At 44.0% G+C, this 18,741-nt stretch carries 18 protein-coding genes and 1 other annotated feature; all 18 genes read left to right on the top strand.

Translation table 11 applies throughout. The annotated features are described in order from the left end of the window. Nucleotides 1-63: 63 nt before the first annotated feature. The 18 genes from ftsZ (at nt 64) to JOC33_RS08560 (ending at nt 18,741) form a co-directional block, all read left to right on the top strand. Complete coding sequence (gene ftsZ, locus JOC33_RS08645; protein ID WP_205092090.1) at nt 64-1,221, top strand: cell division protein FtsZ; 1,158 nt, start codon at nt 64-66, stop codon at nt 1,219-1,221. Between the two features lie 725 nt (nt 1,222-1,946). Then, the gene (spoIIGA, locus tag JOC33_RS08640; protein WP_205092089.1) at nt 1,947-2,858 is read left to right on the top strand and encodes a sigma-E processing peptidase SpoIIGA; all 912 of its coding nucleotides are present in this window, start codon (nt 1,947-1,949) and stop codon (nt 2,856-2,858) included. Between the two features lie 18 nt (nt 2,859-2,876). Then, nucleotides 2,877-3,596 carry an RNA polymerase sporulation sigma factor SigE gene (gene sigE, locus JOC33_RS08635; protein WP_205092088.1) on the top strand — a complete coding sequence of 240 codons (720 nt, stop codon included), beginning with the start codon at nt 2,877-2,879 and terminating at the stop codon, nt 3,594-3,596. 116 nt (nt 3,597-3,712) lie between these two features. Then, a complete protein-coding gene (sigG, locus tag JOC33_RS08630) occupies nt 3,713-4,492 on the top strand; it encodes an RNA polymerase sporulation sigma factor SigG (RefSeq protein ID WP_205092087.1) in 780 nt (259 codons plus the stop codon). A gap of 296 nt (nt 4,493-4,788) precedes the next feature. Further along, entirely contained in the window at nt 4,789-5,055 is a 267-nt protein-coding gene (locus JOC33_RS08625; RefSeq protein ID WP_205092086.1) for a YlmC/YmxH family sporulation protein, read from the top strand. A 64-nt stretch (nt 5,056-5,119) separates the two neighbouring features. After that, on the top strand, nt 5,120-5,929 hold the full coding sequence (gene pgeF / locus JOC33_RS08620) for a peptidoglycan editing factor PgeF (protein WP_205092085.1): 810 nt from the start codon (nt 5,120-5,122) through the stop codon (nt 5,927-5,929). A gap of 16 nt (nt 5,930-5,945) precedes the next feature. Then, nucleotides 5,946-6,617: a YggS family pyridoxal phosphate-dependent enzyme gene (locus JOC33_RS08615; RefSeq protein ID WP_205092084.1), complete on the top strand. Its 672-nt coding sequence runs from the start codon at nt 5,946-5,948 to the stop codon at nt 6,615-6,617. Nucleotides 6,618-6,638: 21 nt separating this feature from the next. Then, nucleotides 6,639-7,088 (top strand): cell division protein SepF, encoded by a 450-nt coding sequence (locus tag JOC33_RS08610; RefSeq protein ID WP_205092083.1) that lies wholly within the window; start codon nt 6,639-6,641, stop codon nt 7,086-7,088. Between the two features lie 4 nt (nt 7,089-7,092). Beyond that, nucleotides 7,093-7,356, top strand: coding sequence for a YggT family protein (locus tag JOC33_RS08605; RefSeq protein ID WP_205092082.1), 264 nt, complete (start codon nt 7,093-7,095; stop codon nt 7,354-7,356). A gap of 93 nt (nt 7,357-7,449) precedes the next feature. Next, nucleotides 7,450-8,223, top strand: coding sequence for a YlmH family RNA-binding protein (locus JOC33_RS08600; protein WP_205092081.1), 774 nt, complete (start codon nt 7,450-7,452; stop codon nt 8,221-8,223). An 88-nt stretch (nt 8,224-8,311) separates the two neighbouring features. Continuing rightward, nucleotides 8,312-8,827 (top strand): DivIVA domain-containing protein, encoded by a 516-nt coding sequence (locus JOC33_RS08595; RefSeq protein WP_205092080.1) that lies wholly within the window; start codon nt 8,312-8,314, stop codon nt 8,825-8,827. A gap of 61 nt (nt 8,828-8,888) precedes the next feature. Continuing rightward, nucleotides 8,889-9,111: a binding site (T-box leader), on the top strand. Between the two features lie 224 nt (nt 9,112-9,335). Next, nucleotides 9,336-12,092 (top strand): isoleucine--tRNA ligase, encoded by a 2,757-nt coding sequence (gene ileS / locus JOC33_RS08590; RefSeq protein WP_205092079.1) that lies wholly within the window; start codon nt 9,336-9,338, stop codon nt 12,090-12,092. 256 nt (nt 12,093-12,348) lie between these two features. Next, entirely contained in the window at nt 12,349-12,819 is a 471-nt protein-coding gene (lspA, locus tag JOC33_RS08585) for a signal peptidase II (RefSeq protein WP_205092078.1), read from the top strand. Beyond that, nucleotides 12,816-13,724 (top strand): RluA family pseudouridine synthase, encoded by a 909-nt coding sequence (locus JOC33_RS08580; RefSeq protein ID WP_205092077.1) that lies wholly within the window; start codon nt 12,816-12,818, stop codon nt 13,722-13,724. Before lspA ends, JOC33_RS08580 begins: the two co-directional genes overlap by 4 nt. 165 nt (nt 13,725-13,889) lie before the next feature. Continuing rightward, a complete protein-coding gene (gene pyrR, locus JOC33_RS08575) occupies nt 13,890-14,429 on the top strand; it encodes a bifunctional pyr operon transcriptional regulator/uracil phosphoribosyltransferase PyrR (protein WP_205092076.1) in 540 nt (179 codons plus the stop codon). Nucleotides 14,430-14,754: 325 nt separating this feature from the next. Then, on the top strand, nt 14,755-16,146 hold the full coding sequence (locus JOC33_RS08570; protein ID WP_205092075.1) for a solute carrier family 23 protein: 1,392 nt from the start codon (nt 14,755-14,757) through the stop codon (nt 16,144-16,146). 442 nt (nt 16,147-16,588) lie between these two features. Continuing rightward, on the top strand, nt 16,589-17,467 hold the full coding sequence (locus JOC33_RS08565) for an aspartate carbamoyltransferase catalytic subunit (protein ID WP_205092074.1): 879 nt from the start codon (nt 16,589-16,591) through the stop codon (nt 17,465-17,467). A 2-nt stretch (nt 17,468-17,469) separates the two neighbouring features. Continuing rightward, nucleotides 17,470-18,741 (top strand): dihydroorotase, encoded by a 1,272-nt coding sequence (locus tag JOC33_RS08560; protein ID WP_205092073.1) that lies wholly within the window; start codon nt 17,470-17,472, stop codon nt 18,739-18,741.

Here is an 18,741-nt window from a genome sequence, read left to right as displayed (position 1 = left end):
TTCATGTAAACGAACGGAAGCTCAATATAAGTCTAGTAATCTTTGAAGTGGGAGGAACGAATCATGTTAGATTTTGATACAAGTATGGATCAATTGGCAACGATAAAAGTTATCGGTGTCGGAGGTGGCGGAAGCAACGCCGTCAACCGAATGATTGAGCACGGGGTACAAGGAGTAGAGTTCATCGCTGTTAATACGGATGCTCAGGCACTTAACCTGTCAAAAGCAGAGGTAAAAATGCAAATCGGCGGCAAGCTGACCAGGGGACTTGGTGCCGGTGCAAATCCGGAAGTCGGTAAAAAAGCTGCAGAAGAAAGTAAAGAGCAGCTGGAAGAAGCTCTTCAAGGAGCTGACATGGTATTTGTCACTGCTGGAATGGGCGGAGGTACAGGTACCGGTGCTGCACCAGTCATCGCTCAGGTAGCCAAGGAATTAGGCGCCTTGACAGTAGGTGTAGTCACACGCCCATTTACATTTGAAGGCCGAAAACGTTCCACTCAGGCAACTGGCGGAATTGATGGATTGAAGAGTGCGGTCGACACACTTATCGTCATTCCGAATGACCGGCTTTTGGAAATTGTAGATAAGAATACCCCAATGCTGGAAGCGTTCCGTGAAGCCGATAATGTACTTCGTCAAGGTGTACAAGGTATTTCCGATTTGATTGCAGTTCCAGGTCTGATCAATGTCGACTTTGCTGACGTCAAGACGATCATGATGGATAAAGGGTCTGCATTGATGGGGATTGGTATTGCGACAGGTGAAAGCCGTGCTGTGGAAGCCGCGAAAAAAGCTATTTCCTCACCATTGCTTGAAACGTCTATTGATGGTGCGCATGGTGTGCTGATGAATATCACAGGTGGCGCCAATCTCAGCCTTTATGAAGTACAAGAAGCTGCTGATATTGTAACAAGCGCAGCTGATCAGGAAGTTAACGTCATTTTCGGTTCTGTCATCAATGAAAACCTGAAAGACGAAATTGTTGTTACTGTCATTGCTACTGGTTTTGATGAGGCTCAACTAAGTCAGAATCAGCCAAAACAACGCCCTGCACTTGGACAGATGGGCAGCGGCGGTCAGCAGCAGCAACCTGAGCGTATGGAGAGAAGAAGGGAAGAGCCTGCTCGTCAACACGAAATGCCTTCTCAGCAAAAAACGAATCAAGAAGAAGACACACTTGATATTCCAACATTCCTACGAAACAGAAATCGCAGAAGATAAATAAAAAAAAGCTGCCCACAAGTCTCAAGCGAGACTTTCAGGGGCAGCTTTTTTACTGTCCAGAAATTTATCATCATGGATGTTTGTGGGTAACCCTTTTAAAAAGGTTTTCATCCAGATTCAGCGACTACCCCCCTCGAGGTCATAAGCTGATCCTTTCTGTGACAGAGAACGTCACGTCGAAGCTTGGCTTAAGTTTGTATTAGGGTGAGTAAGGCGCTTCAGCTTTTGTTCCTAATTAAAAATGTATTGGCTTAGTGAAGAAGCTCGGTCACACGTCCGCTGGAAGGAGATACTGCTAAAACAATGATTAGCGGAAAGTTTAGAAAAGGTCGATTTAAAAAACGGTCTGTATGATGTATTAATGTCCATACTGGCCGTTTTATTATTCATTTTAAGGGATTACGTGACTTTTATTTCACGATGAGCGAGAGGTGGTGACGCCTGCGGGAACAGCGCGAGCCGAAGATCCACTTGTTCAAGTGATCTTCTTGACCTAGAAGGCTTGAGGCCGTTCCAGCGGCAAGCATCCGCCGGTAAGCGGTTCGTCAGAAACTACTACTAGCTTTAACAGACCCTAGCGATAATAAAGGACTTTCCATTATTTTTCTTCTGACAAAACCCGCTAAAAATAGTCCGCACCTGCTCTCACATTGTGACAGACTTCTGACCATGCATGTCTTATACTTGGAAGCATCATTTGTTCAGGAAGGACGAAAGAGGTGATGATCTATTTAGATGCCGTCTGGCTGTTGAACTTTTTGCTCGATGGAATGATTCTCACTTTGACACTGGCAGTTACCAAATCGTATGCACCAAAAGGCAGAGTCATGACTGCTGCCTTTGTCGCCTCGTTGATTGTTCCGCTAACGATTTACTTCCCGGATTCTTTTCTCACATCTCCGGCAGGTAAATTCATCTATTCTATTGCTATCATTTCTGTTGCTTTTTCTTTCAAGTCGTTAAAAATTTTTCTTCGTAACTTGGTCACTTTTTATTTCATCACTTTCGCCCTAGGCGGTGCACTGATGGCAGGTCACTTTTTCATCCAGTCCAATATCCATCTTTCTTCAGACGGTATGGTAACTTTCTCAGGTGGTTATGGTGATCCAGTCAGTTGGCTGTTTGTGCTCATCGGGTTTCCTGTCGCCTGGTATTTCACAAAAAAACGTCTGGAAGGAATCGCTGTCCTGAAAATGAAATACGAGGAAATATATGATGTCTCTATCGAGTGGAAGGGAAAGACAGTTTCCTCGCGCGGATTAGTGGACAGTGGCAATCATTTGCGTGATCCAATTACGAATAAGTTGGTATTTTTAGGGGATCAGGTAGTTTTTGAATCGTTTTTTAATGGGGATGAATGGTCGTTACTAAAAGAAGTTGGAGAAAGCTTTGATATCGGCAAAATTCCTGAGCGACTTCAAAAAGATATAAGGTTCATCCCTTATCAGGGGGCTAGCGGGGGAAGTCAATTCATGCTGGCATTGCAGGTCGATGCAATTACAGTTCACACGAAAGAGAATACCATTCTTCTTCAAAAGGTGCTTCTTGGCCTGCAATTTGGAAATATGACCGAGGATGACAGTTATCATGTACTGCTGCATCCTTTGATGATGCAAAAAGGAAAAGTAGCTTAACAAGGAAGGGATGCTGCTATGAGCAAGTGGAAATTAAAACTGAAACTCTGGTACTACCGTGTGTTAATGAAGCTTGGATTAAAAAGCAACGAGATTTACTATATTGGCGGTAGTGAAGCATTGCCACCCCCCTTATCCAGGGAGGAGGAAGCCGAATTATTAAAACGCTTGCCTGTAGGGGATAAGGCAGCGAGGGCAATGCTGATCGAGCGAAATTTGCGACTGGTTGTCTATATTGCACGTAAATTTGAAAACACGGGGGTCAACATAGAAGATTTGATCAGTATCGGTACCATCGGGCTGATTAAAGCGGTCAATACATTCAATCCAGAAAAGAAGATCAAACTAGCCACCTATGCTTCGAGATGTATCGAAAACGAAATTCTTATGCATCTCCGTAAAAGTAACAAACTCAAATCTGAAGTTTCCTTCGATGAACCCTTGAACATTGATTGGGACGGTAATGAACTACTCCTGTCTGACATCCTTGGTACCGATGATGATATTATCACCAAGGATTTAGAAGACCGTGTGGACAAGAGGCTTTTGAAAAAAGCACTAGAGCAGCTGAATGACCGCGAGAAACAGATCATGGAATTGAGGTTCGGTTTAGTAGATAAGCAAGAAAAGACACAAAAGGATGTTGCGGACATGCTCGGGATATCACAGTCCTATATTTCACGGCTTGAGAAAAAAATTATTAAGCGTTTGAAAAGGGAATTTAACAAGATGGTATAAGTTTTCAGAGGTTGTTTTCGAACGTATATTCGCATGTGTGCAAGGAAACTTCATGCATAAATTCCCAGCCCAGGGAGATACTGAATTTTGAATAGCTTCCTGGGAGGGTAAAATTCGTGACAAGACATAAAGTTGAAATTTGTGGTGTTGATACATCCAAGCTTCCAGTACTGAAAAACGATAAAATGCGAATCCTATTCAAACGGATGCAGGAGGGAGACCTCTCCGCCAGGGAAGAACTTGTAAATGGCAATTTAAGGCTGGTATTAAGCGTCATCCAACGTTTCAACAACCGAGGGGAATACGTAGATGACTTGTTCCAGGTTGGATGCATTGGCTTGATGAAATCCATTGATAACTTTGACTTGAGCCATAATGTGAAATTCTCCACCTATGCGGTTCCGATGATCATCGGGGAAATTCGCCGTTATCTACGGGATAATAACCCTATCCGTGTATCGCGATCACTCAGAGATACAGCCTATAAGGCGCTTCAGGTCAGAGAGAAGCTGATCAGTGAGCGTTCTAAAGATCCAGCTCCTGCTGAGATTGCTAAAGAAATGGGTGTGCCACACGAAGATGTCGTTTTCGCAATGGATGCCATACAAGACCCTGTTTCCCTATTTGAGCCTATTTACAATGATGGCGGAGATCCGATATTTGTCATGGATCAGCTGAAAGATGAGAAACATAAAGATTCAGTCTGGCTTGATGAACTTTCTTTGAGGGAAGGAATGAAACGCCTGAACGACCGGGAAAAAATGATACTTACGAAACGATTTTTCCAGGGAAAAACCCAGATGGAAGTTGCCGAAGAGATCGGTATTTCCCAGGCACAAGTGTCGAGATTGGAAAAAGCCGCTATCAAAGAAATGAATGCAACCATGTTCGAATAAGTGTAAAAACTAAGCTATTCAAGGCTCGCCTGTCAAAGGCGGGCTTTTTCTTTTGTGCTTTTTCAGAAGGGAGCTCGGTGCAGTGGTGAAATTTTGAGTATAAGTAAAACTAAACCAATCACGTGTGGTCGAGTGAATGCTGATTTTCTAACACTTTAACTAAGGCTTTCGCCATAAGGACTTGGCGACAAGCCAAGTTTTTCTAATCAAAATTTCAACGCGGATTCGTAACCTTAATTTTTTGTCCATGTCCGGCCACTTTCCTGCATAGAATGGAATAAAGGATGGTGATGGATATGATGATTTCAGAATTACAATTAAAGGATATCATCGCCCTGGAAACAGGAGAACGTCTTGGGCAGATAACTGATTTGGACATAGATGTCGACAATGGGAACGTAAAAGCGATCATTATAACCTTAAAAGGGAAAATGATGGGGCTGTTTGGGAAAGAGGAAGAAGTGGTCATACCCTGGGAACAAATTATCAATATCGGTGCTGATGTCATTTTAGTCAAAAAACCATTTGCATTCCCACCACCATCGACAAAAGAGAACGAATAATGTTGGATAAAAGGAGAAATATGACTATTTCTGTGGTAAAATAAATGGCAACTGAGGTGTTATAATGACAGAACCATTTCAACAATCAAACGAAGCGTATTTATCGCTTTCTCCGTGGTTAACTATAGCTCCTAATCTTGTAGCAGGGATATCTACCAGGAATGGCGGAGTAAGCAAGATCCCGTATGATACACTGAATTTAGGCCTTCACATACCGGATGAACCGAAGGATGTCCTTACGAACCGGAACATCCTGGCAGATCATGTCGGTATACCATTAAAGCGATGGGTTGTCGGTGAACAGGTACACGGGACGGAAGCAGCAGTAGTTTCTGACAAAGCTGCAGGGATGGGCACCCACAGCCATCAGACTGCATTAAAAGGAATCGACGGACTTATCACTAACGAGCGGAACCTGCTGCTCACTGCATTTTTTGCTGACTGTGTCCCATTGTTCTTCATTGCCCCTGACCGTGGCTGGATCGGCATTGCTCATGCAGGATGGAAAGGGACGGTCGGGAATATGGCTGCGGAAATGGTGGAAGCATTTAACAAACAAGGGATCCATCCAGATGAACTTTTTGCAGCCGTAGGTCCTTGTATTGGGAAGCAAGCGTATGAAGTTGATCAGAATGTTGTTGGAAAAATTGATGGATATTTAAAAGATCAAGTAGTAACACCCCTTAACAATGGAAAATTCGTGTTGAATTTGAGAGAATTGAATCGGTTACTTTTACTTGAAGCAGGTATAAGAAAATCTGCTCTGGAAGTCACCGGACATTGTACATACCAAGATAGCAACAGATTTTATTCCCACCGTCGAGATCAGGGAAAGACCGGCCGAATGCTTGGATTTATCGGCTGGGCTGACTGAAAAGGAGACGTGTTGTATGAGTGTAATGGACAATTGGCAAGAGATCCGGAAAACAATCGGACAAGCCTGCGAAAACTGCGGGCGAGACCTCGAAGAGATAAAAGTAGTAGCAGTAACAAAATATGTAACCATTGAACGTGCCAGGGAAGCTCTGGCCGCGGGTGTCAGCAATTTAGGTGAAAATAGGATGAAAGGATTTCTGGAAAAATACGAAGCGATTGGCGATGATGCTGTCTGGCATTTCATCGGCTCCTTGCAATCCAGAAAAGTGAAAGACATCATTGACCATGTCGATTATATCCATTCCCTTGACCGGAAATCATTAGCGAAAGAGATCAATAAACGGGCCAAACAGCCCGTCCAATGCTTTGTACAGGTGAATGTAAGCGGAGAAGAGTCGAAGCATGGCCTTGTCATGGAAGAAGTAGAAGATTTCATCGAAACATTGAAGGATTATCCGAATATTAAAGTTATCGGCCTCATGACAATGGCTCCACATGTCGATGATGAAGAGCTTCTAAGAGGAATTTTCCGTAAATTGCGGGCACTTAGGGACAAGATCAGGGATAAACAATATCTGCATGCTCCATGTAAAGAACTGTCTATGGGGATGAGCAACGATTACAGGATCGCTATTGAAGAAGGCTCGACCTTCGTTCGCATTGGATCCAGTCTGGTCGGCCAATAATATAATATAGAGGTGGTAGGAATGAGTATGAAAAATAAATTCAAATCTTTTTTCACATTGGATGATGAATATGAATACGTCGAAGAGACAGTGGAAGATACGGAAGAAAATGAATTTGCGTCAAGACAACAGCATAAAAGCAGCGAACAGAAAGCTCCCAACGTCGTCAGCCTGAAAAGTGCCCAATCATCCGCCCGAATGATGCTTTGTGAACCGAGGAACTATAACGAAGCCCAGGATATCGCTGACCACCTTGTTAACCGCCGTGCCGTTGTCATTAACCTCCAGCGAGTGGATCATCAACAGGCAAAGCGGATTGTAGATTTTTTAAGTGGAACCGTTTATGCTATAGGGGGAGACATCCAGAAGCTGGGCATGCAGACGTTTCTGTGCACGCCCGATAATGTAGAGATTTCTGGGTCGATCTCTGAAATACTTGCACAGGAAGATGATTTAGATAGAAGGTGGTAGTCAAATGGATCAAATTTTTTATATCGTTTCACGTGCGTTAGAATTTTACAGCTATGCACTGATCATTTATATTTTGATGTCATGGTTTCCGGGAGCCAGGGAATCGGCGATTGGTTCCTTTCTGGCTAAAATCTGTGAACCTTTTCTCGAGCCATTCAGGAAGATCATTCCTCCGCTTGGAATGATCGATATATCCCCTATTGTAGCAATTCTAGTATTGAATTTTGCCAATATGGGACTTAGCCAGCTGTACATGATGTTACTATAAGCAAATCCATACCTAGTAAAGCTGCACGCCCTAAAGGCACGGCTTTACTATTTCTGTTTATATACTGATATTTTTAGATTAGAGGAGTAAGCGATGGATATTTATCAGCATTTCAGGCCTGAAGAAAGACCCTTTATCGACCAGGTGCTCTCCTGGCAAGAGGAGGTAAGCAGGAGTTACCAGAGTAAATTGACCGATTTTCTCGACCCTCGCGAACAGCATATCTTCCAGACTATTCTAGGGAATCATCCTGATTTCCGTTGGGAACTTTATGGAGGAAGTGAGGGAGCAGAACGTAAAAGGGGGGTTCTTGCCCCCTATTACGAACATATTGATCAGGAAAGCTTCCAGATAACCTTGCTGCAGGCAACCTTCCCTGAGAAGTTCGTAACTGTCAGCCACCCGGATGTTCTTGGTGCCTTTATGTCTCTAGGTATAAAAAGGAAAAAGGTTGGCGATCTTATTGTAAAGGATGGCACCATCCAACTAGTTGTGGCAGCTGAAATCACTGATTACGTCCGGATGAACCTTACCGGTATTAAAAAGGCTAGTGTCCAATTCGATGAAATTCCTCTGGATCAGTTAGTGGAAAATAAAGAGCACTGGCAGCATACAGATGCTACTGTATCGTCTTTGCGCCTCGATGTTATCGTGAAAGAAATTTATGGAATGTCCCGGCAAAAAGCATCATTACTGATTGAAAAAGGCGAAGTCAAGGTCAACTTTCGTGTTGTGGAAGACAGCTCTTTTCAACTGGAGTCTGGAGATATGATTTCTATCCGCGGAAAAGGAAGAAGTAAATTGACCGAAATTCTGGGCAAGACAAAAAAAGAGAAGTATAAAATTTCCACTTCCCAACTCAAATAATCTGTTCAGACGGCAGGAATCCAATCATTTTTGTCGAAAAGGAAATATTACCAAAACTTTTTGGACGTATGACTAGGAGGTGGCTGGTGTGCCATTAACACCATTGGATATTCATAATAAAGAATTCACCAGGGGATTCAGGGGCTATGATGAAGATGAAGTGAATGAATTCCTTGATCAGGTCATCAAAGATTATGAACGGATCATCAGGGATAAAAAGGCCCTGGAGGAAAAAGTGGATCACATGAATGAACGGCTTGGTCATTTCAATAATATTGAAAGCACTTTGAATAAATCGATCCTTGTCGCACAGGAATCAGCAGAAGAGGTACGAAGCAACGCCAACAAAGAATCAAAACTGATCGTGAAGGAAGCAGAAAAAAATGCGGATCGGATCATCAATGAGGCATTGCAGAAATCCCACAGGATATCAGTGGAGGTAGAAGAGCTCAAAAAGCAGGCAAAAGTATTTAAAACCCGTCTTAGAATGCTTGTAGAGACGCAGCTTGAGATGATTGAAAATGAAGATTGGGATCACCTTTTTGATATGGAAATGGATGAGGAAACGGAAGCAGAAAAACAGATGATCGAAAATAATTCTTGACGAATCCAGCAATTTTACATATAATTCATTAACATGAAAAGATGTCAGGATACAATATATAATGCGAACGATGATAGGGAAAGTACTTGAGGGCCAATGTCTAGCAGCGATCCAGGGAGGGTGAAAGCCTGGAACACGCCCTTAGAGGAAAATCACCCTGGAGTTTTCCATTCGAAAAGGAATGAGTAGAAATGGACGCTTTATCCACGTTACGGATGTTCTGAGGGGAATCATCGCATGATGATTCTACAAGGGTGGTACCGCGAGACCTTCTCGTCCCTTTTTAGGGATGAGGAGGCTTTTTTTATACTTTTAGAAAGTTTACCTTTGTTAAAGGATTAAAGTATAAGGTAAAACTAAGGCTTTCGCCATATGGACTTGGCGATAAGACAGATTTTTTCGAAGTATAAAATCCTTGAACACACTTTAACGTCCTGGAAAGGAAAACTCACAAAAGAGAGTCAATGGGAGTTTTCCTAATGGAGACACCGATGAAGGAGGAATTAGAATGAACTATAAAGAAACGCTGCTGATGCCGAAAACGGATTTTCCGATGCGTGGTAACTTACCAAATCGTGAGCCGAAGCTTCAAGAACAATGGGAGGAGCTTAATATCTACGAGAAGGTTCAGAAAAGGACAGAAGGCCGTCCCTTGTTTGTCCTTCATGACGGCCCTCCATATGCCAACGGTGACCTGCACATGGGTCATGCATTAAATAAGACTTTGAAGGACTTCATCGTCCGCTACAAGTCCATGTCAGGCTACCATGCTCCATATGTACCCGGCTGGGATACCCATGGTCTGCCAATCGAAACTGCTTTGACCAAAAAGAAAAAAGTGGACCGTAAGAAAATGTCTGTGGCGGAATTCCGTCAAAAATGCGCGGAGTATGCAATGGGACAACTGGATAATCAGCGTAAGGAATTCAAGCGCATGGGCGTCCGCGGTGATTGGGATAACCCATATGTAACGTTGAATAAAGATTATGAAGCAGAACAGATTAAAGTGTTCGGGGAAATGGCAAAGAAGGGTTATATCTATAAAGGATTAAAGCCTGTCTATTGGTCCCCTTCTTCCGAGTCAGCACTTGCTGAAGCGGAAATCGAATACCAGGATAAGCGTTCCCCGTCCATTTATGTCTCATTTAAAGTCAAAGATGGGAAAGATTTGCTTGACGGTGGTGAGAAATTCATCATCTGGACGACTACCCCTTGGACGATTCCTTCAAACCTTGGTATCGCATTGAACCCTGAATATAATTATGTAGTGGTTCAAGTAAATGCTGACAAATTTGTCATCGCAGAAGATCTGCTCGAAGAAGTAACGAAAGCTTTAGAATGGGAAAACCCAGAAATCCTGAAGACATTCAAAGGAAAAGAAGCAGAACGTATCACTACCCAGCACCCGTTTTATGATCGAGAATCACTCGTCATTCTTGGTGACCACGTCACTGTCGACGGAGGTACTGGTTGTGTCCATACTGCGCCAGGTCACGGGGAGGATGACTTCTGGATTGGAAAACAATATGGTCTGGATGTGCTATGCCCTGTAGATGAAAAAGGTGTCTTTACCGATGAAGCTCCGGGATTTGAAGGGCAATTTTATGACAAAGCTAACAAAGATATCACGGAAAAACTGAAAGAAGCGGGTGCTCTGGAGAAGCTTGATTTCATCACGCACTCCTATCCACATGACTGGCGTACGAAAAAGCCGACGATCTTCCGTGCGACGGATCAGTGGTTTGCATCCATCAAAGATTTCCGTGATACCCTGCTAGAGGAAATCAATCAGGTCAAGTGGGTGCCACGCTGGGGGGAAACACGTCTTTACAACATGGTACGCGACCGGGAAGACTGGTGTATTTCCAGACAGCGGACATGGGGTGTGCCAATCCCTGTCTTCTACGGAGAAGATGGGACACCGATCATTACGGATGAGACGATTGATCATGTGGCTGGTTTATTCCGCGACCATGGTTCCAATGTATGGTTCGAGCGGGAAGCGAAGGATTTGCTGCCAGAAGGTTTCACTTCTGATCATAGCCCGAATGGAGAATTTACCAAGGAAGAAGACATCATGGATGTATGGTTCGATTCAGGCTCTTCCCATCAATCTGTTCTCCATCAGCGTCCAGAGCTCCAGCGTCCTGCTGATCTTTACTTGGAAGGCTCAGACCAATACCGCGGTTGGTTCAACTCTTCATTGTCCACTTCAGTTGCAGTTACAGGCAAGGCGCCTTTCAAAGGCATTTTGAGCCATGGCTTTGCGCTGGATGGTAAAGGACGTAAAATGAGTAAATCCATCGGTAACGTCATTCTTCCGGATAAAGTCATCAAACAGCTTGGTGCAGAAATTATCCGCCTATGGGTAGCAAGCTCAGATTACCAGGCAGATGTCCGGGTATCAGACGACATTCTGAAGCAGGTGTCAGAGGTTTATCGTAAAATCAGGAACACATTCCGTTTCCTGCTCGGTAACCTCCATGACTTTGATCCTGCTGTCCACACGGTAGCTGATGACCAGCTGGAAGAAGTGGACCGTTATATGAAAATGCGCCTGGATACTTTAGTTAAAAAGGTGAGGAAAGCTTATGACAATTACGAGTTCAATGTCATCTATCATCAGGTGCACAATTTCTGTACGATCGATTTAAGCTCTTTCTACCTTGATTTCGCAAAAGATATCCTTTATATTGAAGCACCGGATCATCCAAGGAGAAGAAGTATTCAGACAGTATACTATGAAACCCTGACTACTTTGCTCAAACTGTTGTCTCCGATCATTCCGCATACAACAGATGAAGTATGGGGGTTCATTCAAGGCGTAGATGAGGAAAGTGTCCAACTGACTGATATGCCAGATGAGATTGCTGTCATCGAGAGCGAAGATTTGAAAAATAAATGGGACCATTTCATGGAAATCCGTGACGATGTTTTGAAGGCACTGGAAGATGCACGCAATGAAAAAGTCATCGGTAAATCATTGGAAGCACGTGTCACAATCGTACCTAAGGATGAAAATACCCAAAGTGTTCTGAAAAATATTGGACACCTTCATCAGCTATTGATTGTTTCTGAAGCTGAAGTTGCCTTGTCCCACCCGGATGCAAAAGCCTATGATCACGTTGACGTTTATGTAGAAAAACATAACGGGGAAAAATGTGAACGCTGCTGGGTAGCAGCCGATGACGTGGGAGAAGATTCTGATCATCCGAGTTTATGTGTCAGATGTGCCAATGTCGTAAAGGAACATTATGAAGGATAAACTAATGTAAGTTAAACCCGCGGAAAGTTTTCCCCGCGGGTTTTCAAGCTGTCGAGAAATTATCGACAGCTTTTTCTCTTCCATACACACCAAAGGGTCTTCATCGCGGATATGGGTTATTAAAAAAATGCATAGTAGTCCATATTATATTTACGTCAAATATAATATTATTATGTTAACAAACAAACGTATGTGTTGCCATAGAGGGAACTATGGTACAATTAAAAAATGGAAAATTAATCTTTGGAGGACGCTTATGGTTTGGTATTACTTAGTTGCTGCAGTCATAATCCTGCTTGACCAATGGACGAAGATGCTCGTAGTCAAAAACATGTTTATTGGAGAAAGCATCACACTGATCGAAAACTTCTTATATTTAACTTCCCATCGGAATCGTGGAGCGGCCTGGGGAATTTTACAGGGTCAGATGATGTTTTTCTACATAGTGACAGTAATCGTAATCGGCTTCATAATTTATTACCTGCACCAGTACGGAAAAGAGAACGTGCTTGCTGGTATTGCTCTGTCTTTCATTCTGGCAGGGGCAATCGGCAACTTTATTGACCGGTTATTCAGGAAGGAAGTCGTCGATTTTGTTGATACACTCATTTTCGGATACGATTTCCCCATTTTCAATATAGCCGATTCTTCGCTGGTAGTGGGTGTTGGGCTAGTTTTTATAGCAACTTTACTGGATGAACGGAAGAAAGGGAGTAAAAAGAAGTGAGTGAACATTATCAAGTGAACGACCAGGATCAAGGGAAAAGAATTGATAAACTGATGACGGAAGTAGAACCATCCGCATCAAGAACACAGGTACAAAGCTGGATAAAAGATGGTCTCGTTAAGGTAGACGGCTCATCAGTGAAAAGCAACTATAAGATCCAGGGAAATGAAAAGGTGGAATGGGTGATTCCAGAGCCTGAAGTTTTAGATGTAAAAGCTGAAAATATCCCGATTGATATTGTATATGAAGATAAAGATGTAATTGTTGTCAATAAACAGCGTGGAATGGTCGTCCATCCATCCGCAGGGCATCCAGCCGGGACGCTTGTCAATGCCTTGCTGCATCACTGTGATGACCTTTCCGGGATTAATGGTGCTTACAGGCCAGGTATCGTTCATCGGATTGACAAAGACACCAGCGGGTTATTGATGGTGGCAAAGAATGACCATGCCCATCAATCTTTAGCAGGGCAATTAGCAGAGAAGACAATAGACAGGAAGTATGAGGCAATTGTTCATGGAGAAATCCAGCATGAGTATGGGACTATCGAGGCACCGATCGGGCGCGATCCGAAAGACAGGCAATCCAGAGCGGTAGTGGAAAACGGGAAGCCTGCTGTTACACACTTTAAAGTTTTGAAATTGTATAAGGACTTCACACATGTGGAATGTGTATTGGAAACAGGAAGGACACATCAGATCCGTGTCCACATGAAGTACATCAATCATCCTCTGGCAGGAGACCCTAAATATGGACCACGTAAATCATTACCGATTGATGGCCAAGCCTTGCATGCCCGTACATTAGGGTTTATCCATCCTGTTACAGGGGAAAAAATGGAGTTTAGTGTCGAACCACCAGGGGATTTCATAGAAATGCTAGAATTTTTGCAGAAGCGCCGTTGACAAACCAGTTTATCTCTGTGATAATCAATAGAAGAATTGAATAAGCCCTTTAAAGACAGTCCTGCGAGGCTGAAAAGGATTACGGATGTCAAGTTGACTACTCATACCCTTTTTCTGTCCTTCTGCAGAAAAAGGGTTTTTATATGGAAGTGGAGGTGGATAGCTATGATTCCCAAAAAAACAGTAATGGATGAAGCTGCCATCAGGCGGGCTTTAACAAGAATCTCCCACGAAATCATTGAAAAGAACAAAGGGGTAGAGGATCTTATACTTGTTGGCATAAAGACAAGAGGCGTGCCACTGGCAAGCCGCCTGAAGGAAAAAATCAATGACATTGAAGGTATCCATTTGCCAAGCGGGGAACTCGATATCACCCTTTACAGAGATGACCTTACCACGAATAAGGCTGAGCCTGAACTGAAAGAGACCAATATAGATACGGATATTGATGGAAAGAAAGTTGTTTTGGTCGATGACGTTCTATACACTGGTCGAACGGTAAGAGCGGCGATGGACGCCTTGATGGATCATGGAAGGCCGACCCAAATACAACTGGCTGTCCTGATTGACCGAGGTCACCGCGAGCTTCCGATCCGGGCTGATTTCGTAGGAAAAAATGTACCTACCTCCTTAGATGAAATTGTAGAAGTAAATGTCTCTGAAACAGATGAGGCAGACGCAGTTACGATATTTGAAAAAGAATAATGCTCGCACCTTTAAATAAGTCCAGTGAGGCTTGAAAGGTCGCAAACATGCTCGTACCCTGATATTTCAGGATACGACTACCTCTTTGCGGTTTTTCAGGCAAAGAGGTTTTTTTATACCCTGAGAATTGCAAAGAAGCTGGTCGGGGGTAAGCAAGGCGCTTCCGCTTTTGTATCATCCAGCTGCAGCGCCTACCCCCTCGAGGTCTTAAGTCGATCCTCTCTGTGACAAGAAACGTCACGGCGAGGCTCGCATTAAGCTGGTCGGGGGTAAGCAAGGCGCTTCCGCTTTTGTTTAGAAAATTTTTACCTGGGAGGAATTATAAATGGATTCTAAAAATGTGGCATTAGGTATCAGAGAAGTACCTAAAATGCATAAATGGATTACATTAAGTATCCAGCACTTGTTTGCGATGTTTGGCGCGACTATTCTAGTGCCGTTTTTGACAGGGCTGTCGCCATCCGTAGCTTTAATATCAAGTGGACTGGGGACACTTGCCTATCTGATAATTACAAAAGGAAGAATTCCGGCATATCTAGGATCAAGTTTTGCATTCATCGCCCCGGTGATTGCGGCAAGTACTGCTGCAGGAGTTCCGGGTGCTATGATTGGAAGCTTTCTCGCCGGGCTCGTCTACGGTGTGGTTGCTATGCTGATCGGAATCTTCGGTATGGACTGGCTCATCAAGCTCCTCCCTCCTGTAGTTGTCGGACCGGTGATCATCGTTATTGGGCTTGGTCTTGCTACGACTGCAATCGACATGGCGATGTATGTACCTGGAATTGATAAGGAAGTTTACAGCATGACGCATTTTAGTGTAGCACTGGTTACACTGGCAATCACCATCTTAGCTTCAGTGTTTTTCAAAGGGTTTTTCAGTCTGATTCCGATACTCGTTGGTATCGTAGGCGGCTATTCATTCGCCCTGTATCAGGGAATCGTTGATACTGCGAAAATCAAAGCGGAATGGGCTGCAATAACTGCAGCCGATTCTATCGGAGCATTTTTCACAGCGATTTTTGAAATGCCGGACTTTGTCGTGCCATTCGTTGACTACTCTCCACTCAGTGTATTCAGCTGGGAAATCGTCCTGATTATGGTTCCAGTCGCACTTGTTACTATCACAGAACATATCGGTGACCAAATGGTCCTTTCCAAAGTAGTTGGTCGTAACTTCCTGAAGGAGCCAGGCTTGAACCGTTCTATTCTCGGTGACGGTACAGCAACCATCATCGCTTCTTTCCTGGGAGGTCCACCGAATACAACTTATGGCGAAAATATAGGTGTGCTGGCCATCACTCGCGTGTTCAGCGTATTCGTCATCGGAGGGGCTGCAGTATTCGCTTTATTGTTCGGGTTTATCGGAATGAGTACAGCTGTCATCGGGTCGATACCATCTGCTGTCATGGGCGGAGTTTCCATCCTATTGTTCGGTATCATTGCTTCCAGCGGACTTCGGATGCTGATTGATAACCAGGTGGATTTAGGAGAAAAACGGAATCTTATCATCGCTTCTGTCATCCTGGTAATCGGAATTGGCGGAGCATTTATCCAGATTAGTGATCAGTTGCAAATTGCCGGAATGGCATTGTCTGCGATCATCGGTGTTTTCCTGAACTTAATTCTTCCGGGTAAAGAAAAAGGACACGGTAATGGAAATATGTTTAAAGCAGAAACGGAAACAAACAAAAATTCAAATGATCCACATGCAGCGTAAACAAATGAAAGCTTGACACTTTTTAATAAAATCCTGTGAGATTTTAAAGGGTGTAGGAGAGCGATTCAGTTTGCCGTGTTTTATCATGGCTGCCGAAAAGCATCCCCACACCCGGGGGTGCTTTTTTCTTTGCCCTGACTAAGCAAGGCGCTTCCGCTTTTGTTTCATCCAGCTGCAGCGCCTATCCCCTCGAGGTCTTAAGTCAATCCTCTCTGTGACAAAGACCGCCACGGCGAGGATCGGCTTAAGCTGGTCGGGGATGAGCAAGGCGCTTCCGCTTTTGTTTCATCCAGCTGCAGCGCCTATCCCCTCGAGGTCTTAAGTCAATCCTCTCTGTGACAAAGACCGCCACGGCGAGGATCGACTTAAGCTGGTCGGGGATGAGCAAGGCGCTTCCGCTTTTGTTCGCCCCTGAAAAAATAATCGTTTGGAGGTAAGAACGATGAAAGATATTTTATCCATGGAAGATCTGACTGATGCTCAAATATATCAACTACTGGAAACAGCAGAGAAAATTGAAAGTGAAGGCAGTTTTCCATTTCATGATCAAAAATACGCTGCCAATCTTTTTTTAGAGCCAAGCACAAGGACAAAAAATAGTTTTTTTATCGCCGAACGACGCCTCGGAATGGAGGTAATGGATGTTTCAGGCTCGGATTCGAGTTTGACAAAAGGGGAGTCTTTATATGATACTGTTAAAACATTATACACTATAGGTGCAAGTTTATGCATTATCAGACAATCGCAGAATGGTATTCTGAGAGAGATTGCAAACGAGGTCGATGTACCAATCATCAATGCAGGCGACGGCACAGGGCAGCATCCCTCCCAGAGTCTGCTTGACCTATATACCATCTACCAGGAATTCGGGGGATTTACAGGCATCAAGGTGGCGATAGTCGGCGATATTAAACACAGCCGTGTTGCTCGTTCCAATGGCAAAGCCCTCGAGCGGCTAGGAGCCGAGGTATTCTATGCTTCCAAACCTGAATGGCAGGATGATAGCATTTCTACAAACTATCTATCTATCGATCAAGCAGTAGAGCTTGCAGATGTTGTCATGCTGCTCAGAATCCAGCATGAACGACACGAACAAAAAGCGGAGTCGGACAGCTATCTGGAAGCATTTGGCTTAACTGAAGAACGAGAGAAGAAAATGAATAAAAATGCAATTATTATGCATCCTGCTCCGGTTAATAGAGGTGTGGAAATTGCGGGCAGTCTAGTTGAAGCTCCCAGATCACGAATTTTTACACAGATGAAAAATGGCGTAACAATCCGCATGGCAATGATCAACGCATTACTTAAGGAGGAGCTGTAATAATGAAAACCTTGCTGAAAAACGTGAAGTTACATGTGAACGAAGAATGGGTGGACAGGGAGCTTTTAATGGAAGATAAAGCGATCGTTCAGATTGCCGAAAGCATCGAAACAGAACCGGACCAGATCATCGATGGCAATGGTAACCTTCTAGCACCTGGATTTGTCGATATCCACATCCATCTCAGGGAACCAGGCGGCGAGAAAAAAGAAACTATTGCTACAGGAACAAGAGCGGCTGCAAGAGGCGGTTTCACAACTGTATGTTCCATGCCAAACACACAGCCTGTTCCAGATGATGCTGAGACGATGGGAAAACTCATGGAACGGATCGAGTCGGATGCAACTGTTCGAGTGCTGCCTTATGCTGCCATCACCAAGAGGCAGTTAGGCAAAGAACTGGTCGATATGAAAGCTTTGAAACATGCTGGAGCAGTCGCTTTCACCGATGATGGGGTCGGTGTGCAGGAAGCAGGGCAGATGCTGCGTGCCATGGAGCAGGCAGCGCAGGATAACCACAGCATCGTCGCTCATTGCGAAGACAACAGCTTAAAGCAGGGCGGGGCTATCCATAAAGGGAAAACGAGTGAAAAACTCGGCATACCTGGAATACCATCTGTTTGTGAATCGGTCCACATTGCCAGGGATGTTTTACTGGCAGAAGCGGCAGGATGCCATTACCATGTCTGCCACGTCAGTACAAAAGAATCGGTGCGTGTGATCCGTGATGCAAAGCGGGCAGGCATAAATGTTACAGCTGAAGTCACACCTCACCATCTATTACTGAACGAGGAAGATATCAGACAGGATGACACGATGTTCAAGATGAACCCACCACTTAGGAGCAAGGAAGACCAGCAAGCGCTGATCGACGGTTTATTGGATGGTACGATCGATTGCATCGCGACTGATCATGCTCCTCATACAGAAGCAGATAAACAGGAGGATATTTTGACTGCTCCGTTCGGAATCGTCGGGCTGGAAACGGCATTCCCACTCCTTTACTCACATCTGGTGAAAAAAGATATTCTTACCTTGGAACAACTGATTGACATGCTGACGGTAAAACCGGCAAACGTTTTTGGACTGCCGTATGGAAAGATCGTCGAAGGTGCCCCTGCTGATTTGACGCTGCTGGATATAGAACATAAACAGACAATTGACAGGCACAACTTTTACTCCAAAGGAAAAAATACTCCATTTCATGGCTGGGATGTCATTGGATTTCCAGCAATGACCATAGCTGAAGGAAAAATAGTCTGGGAGGCGGAATAA

It is taken from the genome of Thalassobacillus pellis, from assembly GCF_016908295.1.
Classification (GTDB): domain Bacteria; phylum Bacillota; class Bacilli; order Bacillales; family Halobacillaceae; genus Thalassobacillus; species Thalassobacillus pellis.
The sequence above is the reverse complement of the archived record's forward strand: the minus strand, read 5'-3'. Positions and strand labels throughout refer to the sequence as shown.